The sequence below is a fragment of the Rhodococcus sp. p52 genome, assembly GCF_000763325.2.
GTDB lineage: Bacteria > Actinomycetota > Actinomycetes > Mycobacteriales > Mycobacteriaceae > Rhodococcus > Rhodococcus pyridinivorans.
The window spans coordinates 4,297,844-4,314,269 of sequence record NZ_CP016819.1 but is presented as its reverse complement, the minus strand read 5'-3'; the positions used below and the strand labels follow the sequence as shown (position 1 = coordinate 4,314,269).

Annotated in this window: 15 protein-coding genes; 5 read left to right on the top strand and 10 right to left on the bottom strand. The window is 70.7% G+C overall.

The features are described 5' to 3' along the window. Window positions 1-58 precede the first annotated feature (58 nt). Window positions 59-2,101, bottom strand: coding sequence for a Stk1 family PASTA domain-containing Ser/Thr kinase (gene pknB, locus IM25_RS19890; protein WP_033097591.1), 2,043 nt, complete (start codon window positions 2,099-2,101; stop codon window positions 59-61). 182 nt (window positions 2,102-2,283) lie between these two features. Here pknB and IM25_RS19885 point away from each other — a divergent pair, with 182 nt between their 5' ends. Further along, a complete protein-coding gene (locus IM25_RS19885; RefSeq protein ID WP_024101284.1) occupies window positions 2,284-2,655 on the top strand; it encodes an Rv2175c family DNA-binding protein in 372 nt (123 codons plus the stop codon). Window positions 2,656-2,670: 15 nt separating this feature from the next. Here the strand turns inward: IM25_RS19885 and IM25_RS19880 are convergent, their stop codons facing one another. The 4 genes from IM25_RS19880 to IM25_RS19865 form a co-directional block, all read right to left on the bottom strand. After that, on the bottom strand, window positions 2,671-3,609 hold the full coding sequence (locus IM25_RS19880) for a phytoene/squalene synthase family protein (RefSeq protein ID WP_019289765.1): 939 nt from the start codon (window positions 3,607-3,609) through the stop codon (window positions 2,671-2,673). Continuing rightward, on the bottom strand, window positions 3,602-5,188 hold the full coding sequence (locus tag IM25_RS19875) for an alpha-(1->6)-mannopyranosyltransferase A (protein ID WP_170318566.1): 1,587 nt from the start codon (window positions 5,186-5,188) through the stop codon (window positions 3,602-3,604). Before IM25_RS19875 ends, IM25_RS19880 begins: the two co-directional genes overlap by 8 nt. Window positions 5,189-5,288: 100 nt before the next feature. Next, a complete protein-coding gene (gene crtI / locus IM25_RS19870; RefSeq protein ID WP_065996288.1) occupies window positions 5,289-6,821 on the bottom strand; it encodes a phytoene desaturase family protein in 1,533 nt (510 codons plus the stop codon). 5 nt (window positions 6,822-6,826) lie between these two features. Continuing rightward, complete coding sequence (locus IM25_RS19865) at window positions 6,827-7,873, bottom strand: polyprenyl synthetase family protein (RefSeq protein WP_033097594.1); 1,047 nt, start codon at window positions 7,871-7,873, stop codon at window positions 6,827-6,829. Between the two features lie 219 nt (window positions 7,874-8,092). Between IM25_RS19865 and metF the strand changes: the two genes are divergently transcribed. Continuing rightward, entirely contained in the window at window positions 8,093-9,037 is a 945-nt protein-coding gene (metF, locus tag IM25_RS19860) for a methylenetetrahydrofolate reductase [NAD(P)H] (protein WP_170318569.1), read from the top strand. 24 nt (window positions 9,038-9,061) lie between these two features. Here the strand turns inward: metF and IM25_RS19855 are convergent, their stop codons facing one another. From IM25_RS19855 to IM25_RS19835, 5 genes are read right to left on the bottom strand one after another with little or no spacing between them, the layout of a single operon-like run. Further along, window positions 9,062-10,279, bottom strand: coding sequence for a glycosyltransferase (locus IM25_RS19855; RefSeq protein WP_033097596.1), 1,218 nt, complete (start codon window positions 10,277-10,279; stop codon window positions 9,062-9,064). Next, complete coding sequence (locus IM25_RS19850) at window positions 10,249-10,971, bottom strand: LppM family (lipo)protein (protein ID WP_006554154.1); 723 nt, start codon at window positions 10,969-10,971, stop codon at window positions 10,249-10,251. The genes IM25_RS19855 and IM25_RS19850 overlap by 31 nt, the downstream gene beginning before the upstream one ends. Beyond that, the gene (locus tag IM25_RS19845; protein ID WP_006554153.1) at window positions 10,968-11,846 is read right to left on the bottom strand and encodes a carotenoid biosynthesis protein; all 879 of its coding nucleotides are present in this window, start codon (window positions 11,844-11,846) and stop codon (window positions 10,968-10,970) included. Before IM25_RS19845 ends, IM25_RS19850 begins: the two co-directional genes overlap by 4 nt. Next, entirely contained in the window at window positions 11,843-13,438 is a 1,596-nt protein-coding gene (locus IM25_RS19840) for a phytoene desaturase family protein (protein ID WP_033097597.1), read from the bottom strand. Before IM25_RS19840 ends, IM25_RS19845 begins: the two co-directional genes overlap by 4 nt. Beyond that, entirely contained in the window at window positions 13,435-14,082 is a 648-nt protein-coding gene (locus IM25_RS19835) for a GNAT family N-acetyltransferase (protein ID WP_033097598.1), read from the bottom strand. The genes IM25_RS19840 and IM25_RS19835 overlap by 4 nt, the downstream gene beginning before the upstream one ends. 323 nt (window positions 14,083-14,405) lie before the next feature. On the opposite strand from IM25_RS19835, the gene IM25_RS19830 reads away from it, so the two are divergent. The 3 genes from IM25_RS19830 to mraZ all read left to right on the top strand — a co-directional run bounded on the left by IM25_RS19830 (window position 14,406) and on the right by mraZ (window position 16,356). Further along, a complete protein-coding gene (locus tag IM25_RS19830) occupies window positions 14,406-14,891 on the top strand; it encodes an SAV_6107 family HEPN domain-containing protein (RefSeq protein WP_006554150.1) in 486 nt (161 codons plus the stop codon). Window positions 14,892-15,064: 173 nt separating this feature from the next. Then, the gene (locus tag IM25_RS19825; protein WP_024101274.1) at window positions 15,065-15,484 is read left to right on the top strand and encodes a DUF3040 domain-containing protein; all 420 of its coding nucleotides are present in this window, start codon (window positions 15,065-15,067) and stop codon (window positions 15,482-15,484) included. 440 nt (window positions 15,485-15,924) lie between these two features. After that, window positions 15,925-16,356 carry a division/cell wall cluster transcriptional repressor MraZ gene (gene mraZ, locus IM25_RS19820; RefSeq protein ID WP_065996286.1) on the top strand — a complete coding sequence of 144 codons (432 nt, stop codon included), beginning with the start codon at window positions 15,925-15,927 and terminating at the stop codon, window positions 16,354-16,356. Window positions 16,357-16,426: the final 70 nt, after the last annotated feature.

The following is a 16,426-nucleotide window of genomic DNA, read 5'->3' as shown; positions in this document are numbered from 1 at the left end:
GATGCTCCGCGGTTGATCACAGCGGAGATGCTCCGCGGGTAGGGGACAGGCGGTCGGATCAGGGCAGTGCGGTCAGCGTGACCGTGCTGCCCTGTTCTGCTCTCCGCCCCGCCCCGGGATTCTGGCCGATCACGACCGAGCGGTCGGAGTCGCCGAGTTGCCGCACCTCGACCTCGAATCCGAGGCGGGTGAGCTCGTCGCGGGCCGAGCCCACCGAGCGTCCCAACATCGACGGCACCTTCACTGCATTGGATACAAGGAGGGTGACGGTTCCGCCGGCGCTGACGTCTTCGCCCTCCTCCGGGTCGGTGCCGATGACCCGCCCCTCGTCGACATCGGCGTCGAAGACCTCACGGATGTCCCCGACGGTCAGGCCTGCCTCGTCGAGGATGCGACGCGCCTCGTCGACCGGGCGCCCGGTCAGATCGGGCAGGGTCACGGGCGGCGGTCCCTTGCTGATCACAAGCGCGACCTCGGACCCCACGGGCAGGACGGTGCCGGGCGCGGGGTCGAGCGCGGCCACTCCGCCCTCGGGCACCGTGGTGCTGAACGCGGTACCGCCCTCGACCGGTTCGAAGGTGCGGCTCCGCAGTTCGTCCTCGACGACGGATCTCTCACCGGCGCCGGGAATGGACGGGACGGTGGGTCTGCCGAGCGACACGAGCAACGCGATCGTGTCGCCGTCGGGCACGCGTGAGCCCGCGGTGGGGTCGGTGCCGAGGACGGTGTCGACGGGAACGTCGTCGGAGTACTCGCCCCGGATCTCGCTGGACAATCCGGCCGTCTCGATCGCGGACACGGCCGCCGCCTTGTCGAGTCCCAGCACGGTCGGGACGTCGCTGAGCCGGCCGGCGCCGAGCCACCACCCGGCGATCCCCATGAACAACGCGAGCACGATGATCGCGGCGATCCAACCGGCGGCGGACCGGCGCTGACGGCGGCGGTCGACGGCGTAGTCGGGCCGGGGCGCCACCGGTTCGGTATCGGGACGCGGATGGGTGCGGGTCGCGACCCGGGTCGGGTGCGGGCGCGTGGCCGGTGCATTCGGGCCGGGCGTGGCCGGCACGGCGGTCTGCACGGTCGTCGGAGCATGCGAGTTCGCGGCCGAGCCGGTAAGCACCGTCGTCGCCGGAGCAGGATCGGCAGGCCCGGAAGCGGCGCCGTCGATGGTGCGGGTCGGTGCCGCGGCATCGGGATCCACCACGGGTGGCGTCCGCACCGCGGATCGTCTCGGAGCCGGAACCCGGTAGCGGGGGAGATCGAGCGTGTCGCATATCTCGCCGAGCGCGACGGCCATCACCTGCGCGTCGGCGTAGCGTTCCGTCGGTTCGCGTTCGGTGGCCCGGCGGACGAAGGCGTCCAGTTCGGGAGGAACCCCGTCGATGGCCGAACTCGGATCCGGCACGTCCTTCTCCACGCGCTGGTACGCCACCGACAGGGACGTGTCGCCGGTGAAGGGAGTGCGGCCGGTGAGCATCTCGTACACGAGCACACCGGCGGAATAGACGTCGCTACGCGCGTCGGCGCTGCCGATGGTCACCTGCTCCGGAGACAGGTACGCCGCGGTGCCGAGGATCACGCTGCGCGAGGTGGTGGTCGCGGCGGCGACCGCCCGGACGAGCCCGAAGTCGGCGATCTTCACCTCACCGTTGCCGGAGATGAGGATGTTCTCGGGCTTGATGTCGCGGTGCACGAGACCCGCCCGGTGGGCGACGGCCAGGGCCCCGAGGACCGGTGCGGCCACGGCGGCCGCGGCGTGCGGCGGCATCGGCCCGCGTTCGCGCAGCAGCTCGCGCAGGGTGCCGCCCTCGACGAGCTCCATCACGAGGAAGACGTGATCGCCGTCCTGGCCCTGGTCGTAGACCGCGACGAGCCCGGGATGCGTCAATCGCGCGACGGATCTGGCCTCGAACTCGAACCGTGCCAGGAATTGGGGATCGGCCGCGAACTGCGGATCCATGATCTTCACGGCGACGGGACGGTCGAGACGCATGTCGGTGCCGCGGTAGACGGTCGACATGCCGCCCCGCGCGATCTGCGATTCGATGCGATAACGCCGGTCGAGCACGACGCCGACCAGTCGGTCGCCTCCAGCGGTCACCCGGTGTACCCCCGTGTCTCGTGCGTGATGGTGGGACGCCGGTACCCGGGCCTTCGAGGTATCGACGTGACGAAGCTCCGGCTCCGCGTGTGCGGAGCGATTTCGTCCCCGTCGATCGTAGCCAGCTCCCGTGGACGGTAGCCGCGTAGCTGCCTGCGCGGCCGCAGCGATAACGTGGTGGGGTGAGTGCAATCCCTTACTGCGACGACGTTCTCGACCGCTCCGTGCCCGTGGTGCAGCTCGTCGACGTGGCCAAGAGCCTCGGCGTCGCCACCTCCCGCGTACACCAGATGGTGCGCGACCGGCAGCTGCTGGCGTTCAAGCGCGACCGCGTGCCGGTCCTGCCCGAGGCCTTTCTCGACGAGGAAGGAAACGTTCTCAAGGGTCTTCCGGGCCTGATCGCGGTGCTGCACGACGGCGGTTACGAGGACGACGAGATCCTGCGGTGGCTCTTCGCCGAGGACGATTCTCTTCCCGGTGGATGCCCTGTGGCCGCGATGCACACGCAGTCCGCGCGCGAGGTCGTGCGGCGGGCGCAGGCGCTCGCCTTCTGAGTCTCCGGGGCGTCGTTACCGCTTCCGGAGCAGCGAGCCGGCGACGTACTCGGTGATCATGACCGCGGCGCGCGTGCGGCGCGGAACCGTCGCGCGCCGGTCGAGCACCCGGAACCCGCTGCGTTCGACCTCGTCGAGAATCCGCCCGTAGAGCGTGAAGGCTGCGCGGATACCCGGCCGGATCCGGTCGGGGAGTACCTCCAGCCCGGGTTCGGCTTTGCGATATTCGGCGCGGGTCAGCGCGACCGCGTGGGCGAGTGCCCGCCGGACTCTCGGGTCCATCGCGCCGGTGCGCCGGCATTCCTGCAGCAGGTCGATGTCGACCCCGAAGGCCGACCACAGTTCGAGCGGGATGTAGAGACGTCCGCGTTCGAGGTCCTCGCCCACGTCGCGGATGAAGTTGGTGAGCTGGAACGCCGCCCCGAGCGCGGCTGCGGCGGGCGGGGCGGCCGGATCGTCGACGTCGAGGATCGGCAGCAGTTCGAGACCGATCACCGCCGCCGAGCCGTACATGTACTCGCGCAGTTCCTCCATGGTCCCGTAGCGGGGCCGGAACTCGGGCGTGCCGGGCACGTCCATGCGCATGGATCGGATGAACGCCTCGAAATAGTCGATCGGGATGCGGTACTGCCCGATCGTGTCGGCAAGCGCGCGGACCACGAGACCGGTGTGGTCGAGCGGGCCGGGAGCGCCCGCGAGTGCGGCGTGCAGACGGCTGTGCGCGTCGTCGACACCACGGATCGCGGCCTCCGGGTCGTCCACGGCGGTGACGTCGACGATGTCGTCGACGTGTCGGGCGAAGCCGTAGAGCGCGTGCACGGCGTGTCGTCGCGAGGCGGGCAGCAGCCGGGTCGCGAGGTTGTAGGTGCGTCCGTGTTCGGCGGTGAGCTCGGCGCAGTAGGCGTAGGCCCGGGTGAGATCGTCGGCCGCGATCCCCGTGGGGCGCTCAGGCACGGTCGTCCAGGGCAGCGCCGGCGGGTGATGCCGGTCGAGGTCGTAACCGCAGGCGCAGCGGGTCGTAGGTGACCAGCGAACGGGCCGCGACGATCGAGGCGAACACCGCGAGCGCGACGTGCGCGATGTTGTACATCCCGATCGACCCGTCGGGGTTGAAGATCAACATCAGCCATGTCGACAGTGCGACGAGCACCATGAGCACCCGGGGCGACATCGCGAAGGCGGCGGCGACGGCGAGCGGCCAGGAGTAGTACCAGGGCAGCGCGGCGGGCGACAGCAGGGTCACCGCAGTCAGCGCCACGACGATCCCGAAGATCGCGTCGCGCTCGGTGCGGCGGAAGCGCCACCACGCCCACACGAGGATCACCACCAGCGCGATCGCGCAGAGCATGCGTGTGATGTCGAGGACCGATCCGAGCCGCCACGGAGTGACCCAGGTGACGGCGTGCGCCATCATCGTCGGCAGCGACAGCCAGTTGATGATCTTCGACGAGCCGGACAGGGCGGTGAGCCAGCCGATGCCGACACCGGCGAGCAGCGAGGTGCCACCGAAGACCGCGGCGAAGACCCCCAGTCCCAGGCCGACGGCCTTGGCGAACAGGCGCACGGGCGCTGCCGGTTCGCGTCCCTCGGCAAGCGCACGATCGCGTTCGTGGATCATCCACACCCACACCAGGAAGGGCAGTGCCAATCCTGCGGTGGCCTTGATCGCGGCGCCGAGGGAGACCAGGGCGATGCCGCCGAGGTGCCGGCCCTCGAGCACGAACACGATGCCGGCGATCATGAGACCGACCATCAGCAGCTCGTTGTGCACACCGCCGACGAGGTGGATCAGTACGAGCGGGTTCAGCACTGCGAGCCACAGGGCAATCGCGGGATTTCCGCCCATGCGACGGGCGAGTTTCGGCACGGCCCACGCCATGAGTGCCAGGCCGGGAAGCATGGTCAGGCGCCACAGCCAGGTGCCCGTCACCACGTTGTCGTCGGTGATGGACGTGATGCCCGCACCGAGCAGCAGGTGGACGGGCCCGTAGGGCGTGGTCGTCGTTGTCCACACATTGCTGACGTTGTCGAGCAGGACGCCCGGATTGACGACCGGGCCCACCTCGTACGGGTCGAAACCGTCGCGCAGCAGTGCGCCCTGCGCGAGGTAGGAGTAGGCGTCGCGGCTGAACATCGGTGTCGCGACCAGCAGGGGAGCGGTCCACGCGGGCAGCACCGTCCACAGATCGCGCACCGTGACGTGCCCGGCGAGGGTCGCCCGGCCGACGCGCACCCACGCTGCGATCATGAGGAGCACACCGACCCACAGGATGATCCGCGAGAGCAACTGGCCGTGGCCGAACCGCAGCCACGACAGATAGATGTCCTCGAGCAGCGGGTCGATCCGCCGGACACTGCCCGATCCGAAACTGCCGAAGGTCATGAGTACCGCGCCCCACGCACCGAGCAGCGCGGCATGGCCGGCGGGACTCCTCAGGAATGCGTGCTTCGGACGCTCCCCCGCCGGTGCGGCCGTCCCCTCCGGCGCGGGCGAGGTCTGTGGCTCGGCGTCGGGCGAGGCAGGGGACGACATCGGTACGGTTCCTCCCCCGTGGACGTGTGGATGCGCGGCGCGCAGGTAGCTGGCGAACGAGGACAGTTTAGTGGAGACGCGGAGCGTGGTGCGCCCGGTGTCACCGCCTTCGCGGAGCACCGAGCCGTTCGGCGGCGAGCCTTCCGGACAACAGCACGGTGGGGACACCGACACCCGGCACCGTCGCCGACCCCGCGAGCACCACGCCGGGAACGGCCGGATCGAGGTTGCGGCGCCGGAACGGTCCCGTCTGCCGGAAGACGTGAGCGCTCGAGAACGGGCTGCCCGCCTGCATGCCACGAGCGTGCCAGGTGGCCGGTGTGTCGATGTGGTCGACGCGGAACCCGTCCGCGATGCCGCCGTATCCGCGGCGGTCGAGGACATCGAGCAGTTCGTTGCGATAGGGCACCGCGAGCTCGGCCCAGGCGAGCGGAGCGCTGTCGAGGTTCGGGCACGGCGCCAGCACCGACAACGGTTCGTGCTCGACGCCCTCACGGGTGAACCGCAGGCCGGGATCGGACAGTGCCGGTCGCGTGATGAGCAGCGAGGGATCCGACATCGGCCGACCGCGTCCGCGGTTGCGGGTGATCTCCGCGAAGGTGCGGTCCCACTCGCCGCCGAAATCGATCACGTGGTGGTGTTGCGCCGCCCAGCCGCGGGTCACCCCGGTGGGGATCGACCCGTGCAGCACCACGGCCGACGGCGCGGCCAGCGTGCGACGGCGCCGTCGGCGCGGCAGTAATCCGTCGACCACCGGGGTGTCGGGGGTCAGGACGGCCGCGTCGCACGGAAAGCGCTCTCCGTCGCGGGTGCGGACACCGTCGACCCGACCGCCGGACAGATCGAGCGAGGTCCCCTCCCGGCCGAGTTCGAGCCGTCCGCCGGCCTCGACGAACGCCGCGGCCATCGCGCGGGCGACCGACCGCATGCCGCCGTCCACCGCGTACACGCCCAGCGAGGTGTCCATGTGCGCGATGGCCCCGTAGACGGCGAGGGCCCGCGCCGGAGCGACCCCCGCGTACAGCGCCTGGAAGGTGAAGACGCGGCGCAGGCGCGGGTCGGTGATCCTACGGTTCACCTGCGCGCCGAGCCTGCCGAACCCACCCAGCCGGAGCAGGCGCGCCAGGTCGCGCAGTGCCGCCGGGGACGACACCAGGTCGAGCGGCGAGTCGAAACTCGCGTCCATGAAGCGGTCGAACTCGGCGTCGAAGATGTCGGCGAGCCACGCGCGCAACCGCAGATAGCGGCGCGCCTCCTCCGCACCGCACACCCGCGAGATCTCCGCGACCATGGCGTCGGGGTCGGAGTGCACGTCGATCGAGGTGCCGTCGGCGAACCGTGCGTGATAGGCAGGGGACAGTCGCCGGGTGTGCAGCGCCGGCCGGACGGAATTCCGGTCGGCGCCCACCGCGGCGAGCGCGTCGTCGATCAACTCGGGCATCGTCAGCACGGTGGCGCCGTTGTCGATCTCGTAGCCCGGGCCGTGATAGCTGCCGACCCGGCCGCCGACGTCGTCGGCGCGTTCGAGCACCGTGACGTCCTTACCGGCGCCGCGCAGGTACAGTGCCGCCGACAGACCGGCGAGACCGGCACCGACCACGACGACCCGGTCGGCGCCGGGAACGGTCCGCACCGCCCTCACGCCACCCGTCGCGTCGCCGCGACCGCCGACTCGCGCAGAAGGGCCTTGCCCTCCTCGGTGGCGCCGGACGCCTCGAGCGCCTCGAACGCGCTGTCGGTCAGTTCCGAGATGCGGTCCTCGATTCGGGCGACCGCGCCGAGATCGACGAGCAGCGAGCGGAGGTGCTCGACCTGCGCGTCGGACAGATCGGTCCCGATCGAGGTGCGCAGCAGCTCGGCCGCGGCCGGATCGGAGGCATCGGCCGTCTCCAGTGCCAGCGCGTACAGGACGGTCCTCTTGCCCGAGCGCAGGTCGTCGCCCGAAGGCTTGCCGGTGACCTCGGGGTCGCCGAAGACACCGAGCAGGTCGTCGCGCAGCTGGAACGCCAGGCCGATGTCGATGCCGAAGCGGCGGTATGCGGCGATGAGGTCGTCGTCGGCGCCGGCGAGGGCAGCGCCGATGTGCAGGGGGCGTTCGATCGTGTACGCCGCGGTCTTGAACCGGTTGACCCGCGTAGCGGCCTCCACCGATTCGTCCGCCGCCACTTCGTTGGCGATGTCGAGGTACTGCCCGCCGAGCACTTCGGTGCGCATCGCGGTCCAGGCCGGGACCACGCGCGCGACGGTCGCGGGGTCGAGCCCCGCCGAGTGCAGCATGTCGTCGGCCCAGACCAGGGCGAGGTCGCCGAGCAGGATCGCGACCGACTCGCCGAACTGCTCCGGCCTGCCGTGCCAGCCGGCCTTCCGGTGCTGCTCGGTGAACTCGACGTGCACGGTGGGGAATCCGCGGCGCGTGGTGGAGGCATCGATGATGTCGTCGTGGACGAGCGCCGCGGCCTGCACGAGCTCGAGCGCGGAGCACGCCTGCAGGACGGCCTCGGCGTCCGGCCCGGTCGGGTCACCACCGGCGCCGAGCCAGCCCGTCCAGGCGAAACGCGGACGCACCCGCTTGCCGCCGCGCAGCACGAATGCCTCGAGCGTGTCGACGGCCTGCCGGTATCCATTGCCCACCGAGTCGACCAGGTCGGAGCGTGAGGTGAAGAACTGCCGGAGGGAGTCCTCCACCCGATGGGGGAGCTGCTCGGCAGACAGGTGAACGGCGCCGGTAGACAGGACGAAACCTCCAGGTCGATGGGTGACGGCACCTCGGAGGCGGGTGAGCCGGAGGTGCCGCGACCAGCCTATCCCCACAGTCGGGTCGTCGCCGGTAGCGACCGCCCCGGGGGCGCCACCTATGCTGGACCGGTGACAAGCGACTTCGTCAGGGCAACCGAGGACGGCGGGATTTCTCGGACCCCGTCGATCGTGGACCGTCTCGGGTCCGCGCGTTCGGGCCGCATTCCGTTCTCCGTCGAGTTCTCCCCGCCTCGCGACGCCGAGGCCGAGGGACGACTGTGGCGCGCCGTGCGGACGTTCGAACGTCTCGGCCCGGCCTTCGTATCGATGACCTACGGCGCCGGGGGCTCCACCCGCGACCGTACGGTCCGGGTCACCGGCCGCCTCGCCGAGGAGACCACCCTCCTGCCGGTCGCGCACCTCACGGCCGTCGGGCACAGCATCGACGAACTGCGCGCGATGGTCGGCGCCTACGCCGACCGCGGCATCACCAACATCCTCGCGCTGCGCGGTGACCCGCCGGGCAACCCGCTCGGCGAGTGGGAAAAGCACCCCGAAGGTCTCGAATACGCCGACGAGCTCGTGCGTCTGGTGCGCGAGCTCGGCGACTTCCACGTGGGCGTCGCGTCGTTCCCCGAAGGACACCACCGGTCCCCGGACCTCGATCACGACACCCGCTATCTCGTGCAGAAGCTCCGTGCGGGTGCCGAGTACTCGATCACCCAGATGTTCTTCGACGTCGAGCACTACCTGAGGCTGCGCGACCGGGTCGTGGCCTGCGACGCCGAGCAGGGGCTCAAGCCGATCATCCCCGAGATCATGCCCATCACGTCGCTGCGCTCGGCGCGGCGCAGCCTCGAACTGTCGGGTTCGCATCTGCCGCCCGTTCTCGAGGAGCGGCTGCGGCGCGCGGCAGGCGACGGTCCGGAGGAGAACCGCGCCGCGGTGCGCGAGGTGGGCATCGAGGTGGCGACGGAGATGTGCGAGCGGCTGATCTCCGAGGGTGCGCCGTGCCTGCACTTCATCACGCTCAACTTCGCCCGCGCGACCGGCGAGGTGCTCGACCGCCTCGGCTACGAACTCGAAGCTCCCGCCGCGGTGCAGCCGGCCTGACATCCGGCCCGCGCCGGTTCGGGGTCAGGGCAGGACGCGGGCCTTCCACGCCGCGCGTCCGCTGCGCCGTGCCCGGATCGACGACGCCGTGAGCGCACCGACCGCCAGGACCGATGCCGGGTGCGCCGCGGCGTCCAGCAGATCGTCGACGGGGCGGCCCGGAGCATCCGGGTGTCGGCGTCCTCCCCGCTCGGTGACGCGCGCGAGAAGGCGTGACGTCACGCCCGCGGTGGCACCGGCCACGCCCCAGCGTCGCGTCCGTCCCCCGCCGACAAGCGCCGCGGCCGGGGGCACGAAGTAGGCGAGGAGATACAGCGCGACCACCGCGGCCGCCCCGACCGGGGATCCGAACGCCGACCACAACCAGCGGGTGTAACCGCCGATCAGCGGGCGGGCTCCGTCGTACATCCGGCACGACGCCAGTCCGCCCGCGGCCGCGACCGTCGTAGGCAGTCCGGCGCGACGCAGTGTCCGGGCCAGATCCAGATCCTCCGTGGGACTCGCCGCGACCGCGGCGTGCCCGCCGATCGCCGCGTAGGCGCGCGCGTCGAAGACGAGGAACTGTCCGCACGCGACCGCCATCGACGGCCGGTGGGTGCGGTGCGAGACCGCGACGGGGAGCAACGAGAACCACGACCAGAACAGCAGGGGCTGCACGAGCCGTTCGAGCGCCGATCCGGTGAGCTGGTACGGGAACGGTGAGACGAGCGCGGCGTCCTGGTGGCGCAGCAGAGCGACGGCGGCGGCGAGCGCGTCGGGTGCGAGCCGGACGTCCGCGTCGACGAACACGACGATGCCGCTGTCGGTAGTCGATCCGGCGTGGGCGACGGCTGCGGCGCACGCGGCCGCCTTCCCGGTCCATCCTTCGGGCGGTGGCTGTGTCGATCGGACAACGGTGATGCGCTCGTCGCCCTCGGCCGCGGCCGTGGCCAGGTCGGCGGTGCCGTCGGACGAGTCGTCGTCGAGGATCACCACGCGCAGGGCGTGCAGTCCTGTCTGTGCCCGCAGGTCGGAGACGATCGCGGCGATGCGGGGCGCCTCGTCGCGGGCGGGGACGACGACGGTGACCTGCTCGTCGACCACCGGTCCCGGCACGAGACGAGGGAGCGAGACCCGGTTCGCGACGGCAACGGCCGCGCCGTAGGAGGCGACGAGAGCGCCACCGGCGACGAGTCGCGTGAGACCGGGGGACGGGTCGCGCGGAAGGCGGGTCAGGACCGCGTCCCGTTCGCCGACGACCACTGCGGCGCGGGATTGCGGGTGAACCAGGCCGCGCCGGCGATGATCAGCGTGACACCGAAGGCGCCGCCGGCCATGATTCCGGCCCAGCCCGCGAAACCGCGCGTGTTGGGATCGGCGTAGCGCACCTCCGCGCGGAGGGTGCTCACCTCGCCGGCCGGAATCTTCCAGGTCACGACCGAATCCGACTCGCGGGTGCCGTTGGTGGTCGCCACCCGGGCGGGGAACGCGATGGTGAACTGCACGTCGGTGCCCTGGGTGGGAGCGGACTCGAGATCCACACGTCCGTTCAGTGCCACCAGATCGCCCGAGCGCTGCAGGTTGAGCTGGAACATGCCGGCGCTCTGATCGGACATCGTGGCGAGCTGCTGGACGTCGCCGAAGGTGAGGTCGTTGAAGAAGACCTGGCTCCCGACGTAGCCGTCCTGCGAGTACTCCTGCACCCGCACCTTCCCGGCCAGGGCCGAGGGAGCGGTGAGTTCGGGGCCGGGATCGTTCTCGTCGGCGGGGATGGTCGCGGCGACGATCTGCCCCGACACACGGTCGTCGGAGGAGATCCCCATCGTCGCCTGCACGCGCAGGCAGCCGGTGAGGAGCGGGAGGCCGAGGAGCACGAGCCCCACGACCGCGACGACACGACGGCGGACGGACAGGATGGACGACTGCACGGAGAACATGGTGCCAGGCACGGTCATCCTCGTCGGTTCTTCGGGTCGCTCGCGGCGAGTCGTGCCTCGTCCCGCCCGGGACCGGACACGCTTGCGCGCCACGACCGGACGAGTGAGACCAGCAGGGGAAGACCCAGTACCCCCATGACGACCAGCCCGTAGACCGCGGAGTAGCCGAGTTGGGGAGCGTCGAGGAATACGCTGTGGGCGAGGGCCGAACCGAGCCACGTCCACAGGAACAGCGCAATCGGCACGGCGTCGTGCCGGGGCGCGTCGGCACGGTCCGAGCGGGAGTCGACGAGCACGAGTACGGTCGCCATGATCGCGGCGACGAGGAGCCAGCCCGCGTAGTTGGTGAGCGGGATGTGCTCGATCCCGGGCAGGCCGCCGGCGTTGCACCACGACCAGTGCCCGTCCGCCACCATCTGGGGGTCGAGATAGAGATCCCAGCCCAGCATGCCGACGGTGACCGCCGCGACCCTGCCGGGACCGTTGCGGACGAGGCGGGAGGCCACGCACCAGACGGGGTACAGGCCCGCCGACCACGCCAGCGGCACCACCAGCGGGACGTCGAGTGCGGCCGGCCCGAGCCTGTCGGTGACGTAGCTGTAGCAGCCGTAGGGATAGCCGGTCATCGTGCCGACCACCTCGGACAGATACCCGATGCCCGCCGAGCTGACGAACAGGACGACGGCGAAGGTGATGCCGCGGTTCAACGCGGCGTGGACGAGGCAGGCGGCGGTGAGCAGCGTGACGACCGCGACGGTCGCGGCGTCCCGGGCGCCGCCCTCGGTGAGGGGATAGGCGATCTGGGCGAGGACCGCGGCGACGGCCGGGACGATCGGAAGGACCGTCCGCCACCGGGCCGGTCGGGGCGGTGCGGGGACGCGGGTGTCGGTCACCGCGACACCCAGCCCTTCACGCGGTCCACGAGACTGCCCTTGGCGTCGGCGAGGGCGACCCGGGCGGCGTTGCGGCCGCTCGCACCGGAGACTCCACCACCGGGATGGGTCGAGGCGCCGGTGAGATAGAGGCCGGGCGCGTCGGGCACCCGGTAGCCGGACAGCTCCGGCAGCGGACGCCACAGGAACATCTGGTCCAGCGACATCTCCACGTGCATGACGTTCCCGCCGAGCAGGCCGAGTTCGCTCTCGATGTCCGCGGGGGTCTGCACGTGGCAGTGCTCCACGCTCGCGGTGAAGCCGGGAGAGCGCGTCTCCATCTCGGCGAGGATGCGGTCGGTCTCGGCGCCGGCGATGTCCGCCCAGCGACGTCCGCCGCGCAGCGCGTACGGATGCCACTGGGACCACAGCGTGATCTGGTGCTTGCCGTCGGGTGCGATCGTCGGGTCGAGGGCGGAGAAGCTCATCGCGAGGACGGTGGGTCGCGGGGGCAGGTCTCCCGCCATCGCGGCACCATGCGCGGCGCGCAGGTGGGCGCGGTCGTCGACGAGCAGTTGCAGACCGGAGGTCGTCGATTCGGGCTCGTCGCAGCCGCGGTAGCGGGGCAGCGAGTCGGTGCCGAGGCGCAGGACCATGCCGATGCCCGGACCGACCCGCATGCTGCGACGCCAGCCCTCGAGCCGGTCGCGGTCGTATCCGCCGCGGTCGAGCAGATCCAGCGTGGTCAGCACGTGGCATCCGGCGACGACCCTGTGGGCTTGCACCGAGCGTCCCGATTCGGTGCGCACGGTCCACAGATCGCCGGTCCGGCGGATCTCGGTGGCGGCGTCGCCGCAGGTCACCGTGCCGCCATCGGACCGCAGCCGCGACAGCAGGGCCTGGGTGAGCGCACCGCTTCCGCCGATCGCGCGACCCGGGGGAAGGGTGTGCATGAGGGCGGCGAAGCCCACCATCGCCGCGGTGCCGGGTTCGGACATGGGCGGGCCGGACTGCGCGCCGAACCAGGCGAGGGCCGCCTTGAGGGGTTCGTCGTCGAAGTACTCGTCGAGCAGGCTGTCGCCGGTGGTGAGGAACCGGCGGGACAGGGCGCTGCCACCCTCACCCGCGTCGAGTCCCCAGAACGAGGACAGCAGGTGCCGGCCGGTCGGGGGACGGGTGAACGACGTCATCACCGCCGCGCTGCGCGGGCCCCAGTCCTGCACGAAGCGGCGGTACGCGTCGGCCTCGCGGCGTCCGCAGGCGGCCTCGACGGAGGCGCAGGTCCGGTCGAGATCGCGGTGGAAGACGATGCCGGGACGGTCGGAGTCCGCAGGGGGCGGCGCGTACGCCCACGGGTCGCAGTCGATGTAGCGCAGGCCGTGGGCGGCGAGTTCGAGTTCCTCGACGATCCCGGAGTGGCGCACCATGATGTGCGCCGAGGAGCCGCGGTCGACGGCATATCCGGGGAAACGTTCGACGGTGGAGACGGCGCCGCCCGGCACGGTGTCGCGTTCGAGAACCTCCACCGACCATCCGTCGCGGGCGAGATAACACGCGGAGACCAGGGCGTTGTGGCCCGAGCCGACGACGACGACGTCGAGTGTGGCGTTCATGGGGTACCGCTTCCGTCCGGATCGCCGATCGTGTGATGGTGGTGCAGAACGAGGTCCGGCTCGAGGGGCAGGCTCCTGCCGAGGACCGCGAACGGGCGGGCGTCGCCGGTGAAGACGAACCGGCGGACGACGTCCTGGAATCCGAACCGACGGTACAGCCGCCACGCCCGGTTGTCCTCGCCCGGCACCTCGGGTGTCGACAGCAGTACGGCCGCTTCCGTGCGTCCCCGCAGCAGCGCCGACAGGAGCAGTTCACCGATGCGGCGTCCCTGCATGTCGGGTCGGACGTGCAGTTCGGTGAGCTCGAAGTAGTCGGAGAGAACGCGATCGATCTCCTCGGGGGACCGTCCGGAATGGCGCATGCCGGCGCGCACCTGCTGGTGCCACCACTGGCGGGTGTCGCCCCGGTAGCCGTACGCGATCCCGACGACGGTGTCCGGATCCTCGGGGAGGCTCGCGGCGAACGCCTGCCAACCCGCGCGGGCCGAATGCTCGGACCACATCGGCGCGCGGTGGTACTCCGTGCCTCGGGGATATCGCATCGCCGCGACGTAGACGGTCAGCAGCGAGGGCAGGTGCGCACGGAAGTCCGCGGGGGAGAGCTCGGTGAGGATCGGGGCGTCCTGGCAGGGATCGGTGGTCATGCGTGACTCGTTCGGGTGGCTCGCGGTGCGTCGGAGGTGCTCGGGTCTCGCTGATCGTTCGGGATGACGTGGCCGCTTTCTCTTGACGGGTTGTCGGTGGGTCCAGCTATATTGAATACGTCGAACGCATGTTCGACATCGGTGATCCGGGGATGTTCGAGGGAAGCGAACATCCCCGGATCACCCTGGGGTCTCCCGCTCGGCGTCCGTGTCGGGCCTCACTCGAGGACAGTGATCTCCGTTCCTCGGCGTTTCGGCGGGAATGCCACCGGATACCGCTCGTTGTAACGAGTGGTGAGACCACGCCGAGGAGGTGCGTGAACATGGCCAACGGTCAGGTCGCGAGTCGAGGCCCGCGCCGAACGTCTCCCACGCTCGGGCCGTCCGCATGCATCGACCATGCCACCTCGGCGCGCGCGGCGACGCTGCTGCGCAAGGCCGACGATCTGCTTTCCGGTGCCGCCGGTGCCGGCGATCCGGGCGAGCGGTTCCGCCTCGCCTACCTGGCGGCGCTGCGCGGTGCCGGTGCGGTGGTCGCGGCCGCGGAGCTGCGCTCCGGGATCCGGCCCCGCCGACCCGCGACGCGCAACGCATGGGCACTCATGGCGCGCGCCGACGAGTCCTTCGCCGTCTGGGCCGACTACTTCGCCGATCGCTCCGCCACCCGCACCGCGGTCGAGGCGGGGGTCGCGCAGGCGGTGGGAGCCGACGAATCCGGTGCCTTCTACGACGAGGTGGGCCACTTCCTGCACGATGTGGAGGGCTATCTCGACGCCGAAGCAGAGCCGGAGGTCGGTGTCGGTGGGTGACTTTCGCCCCTTCACGAGGGCCTTCGCCGACGACGGGATCGAACTCACGTGTGGAGTTTGTGGTCCACAGCGACATCTGCTCGTATTATTGACTCAGGCGGCCGTACGGACGGCCCCCCACCGGATTCGCCCCACGGATCCGGTGGCCACCGTTTAGTGCCGGGGGAGGTACCGTGCCACTCTCCGAGCACGAGCAGCGCATGCTCGATCAGATCGAGAGCGCGCTCTATGCTGAGGATCCCAAGTTCGCCTCGACCGTGCGTGGCAGCCGGTTGGGGATGGCGTCGAACCGGCGGCGGTTACAGGCCGGCGCATTGTTCGTGTTGGGCCTGACGCTGCTGATCGCCGGCGTTGCCCTGCCGCTCAAGCCGGGCGGCTTCCCGATCATCAGTCTGCTCGGGTTCCTCGTGATGTTCGCCGCCGGAGTCTTGTTGCTCCTCGGCGGTCGTCGGCCGTCGACTCCAGGGGCGACGGGCGGTAGTTCCGGTTCCGGAAAGTCCGGTCGAAGTTCCCGCGGCGGCAAGAAGTCCTCGGGTGGTGGCTTCACCAACCGCATGGAAGAGCGGTTCCGGAGGCGTTTCGAGCAGGACTGACCTCCTCGACCATCAGGTGTACCGACGACGGCGCGACCCACGGGTCGTGCCGTCGTCGTTCGTCTGCAGACCTTTCACCGACCCGGCGTCGTCCGCCTCTCCGCCCCTCCACCACCGCGCCCCACTCGCGCAATCTCCGTCTCCCCACCGCCTCCCACCTCGGCTCCGGCCGCAGTGTTTTCCCTGGTCGCCGATTGCTCGGCCCTCGCTCCGCCGGTGGGGCGGATCGTCGGGGCGCCGACAGCGGTGGATCCGTCGTCGTCACGCGAGCGCGTGTCCCCATTTTCCGCCACCTGCTCTGAGCTGGGAATGTGACGACAACACGCGCGGCCGGGCGGCAGTAATCCGTTTCCGGTGGGGCAAAGTGGGGTAATGTGGGGCGCGGCGGGACAAGGTGTCCTGTCGCGCGAAGCATCCGTCCGGCAGCGGGGAGGCGCCGAGTGTTCCTCGGTACCTACACCCCGAAGTTGGACGACAAGGGCCGGCTGACACTGCCGGCGAAGTACCGAGACGAGCTGGCGGGAGGGGTGATGATCACGAAGGGGCAGGATCACAGCCTCACCGTGTTCCCTCGCGACGAGTTCGCCGCTCTGGCCGAACGCGCTGCGAGTGCCTCACGGAGCAACCCTCAGGCACGTGCGTTCCTGCGGAGTCTCGCGTCGGGAACGGAGGAGCAGCGACCCGACTCACAAGGCCGGATCACGCTGTCGTCAGCTCACCGCAAGTACGCCGGTCTCACCAAGGACTGCGTGGTGATCGGTTCGGTCAGGTACCTCGAGATTTGGGACGCGACGGCATGGGAGACCTACCTCGCCGAGCACGAAGAAGACTTCTCGGAAGCGAGAGACGAAGCACTACGCGACATCTTGTAACCACGGCTCGGGCTGCGCGGCGAGTGCCGCGAGGCCTCTGCCCGATGTGCCGGCCCTGACGCACTTCCCC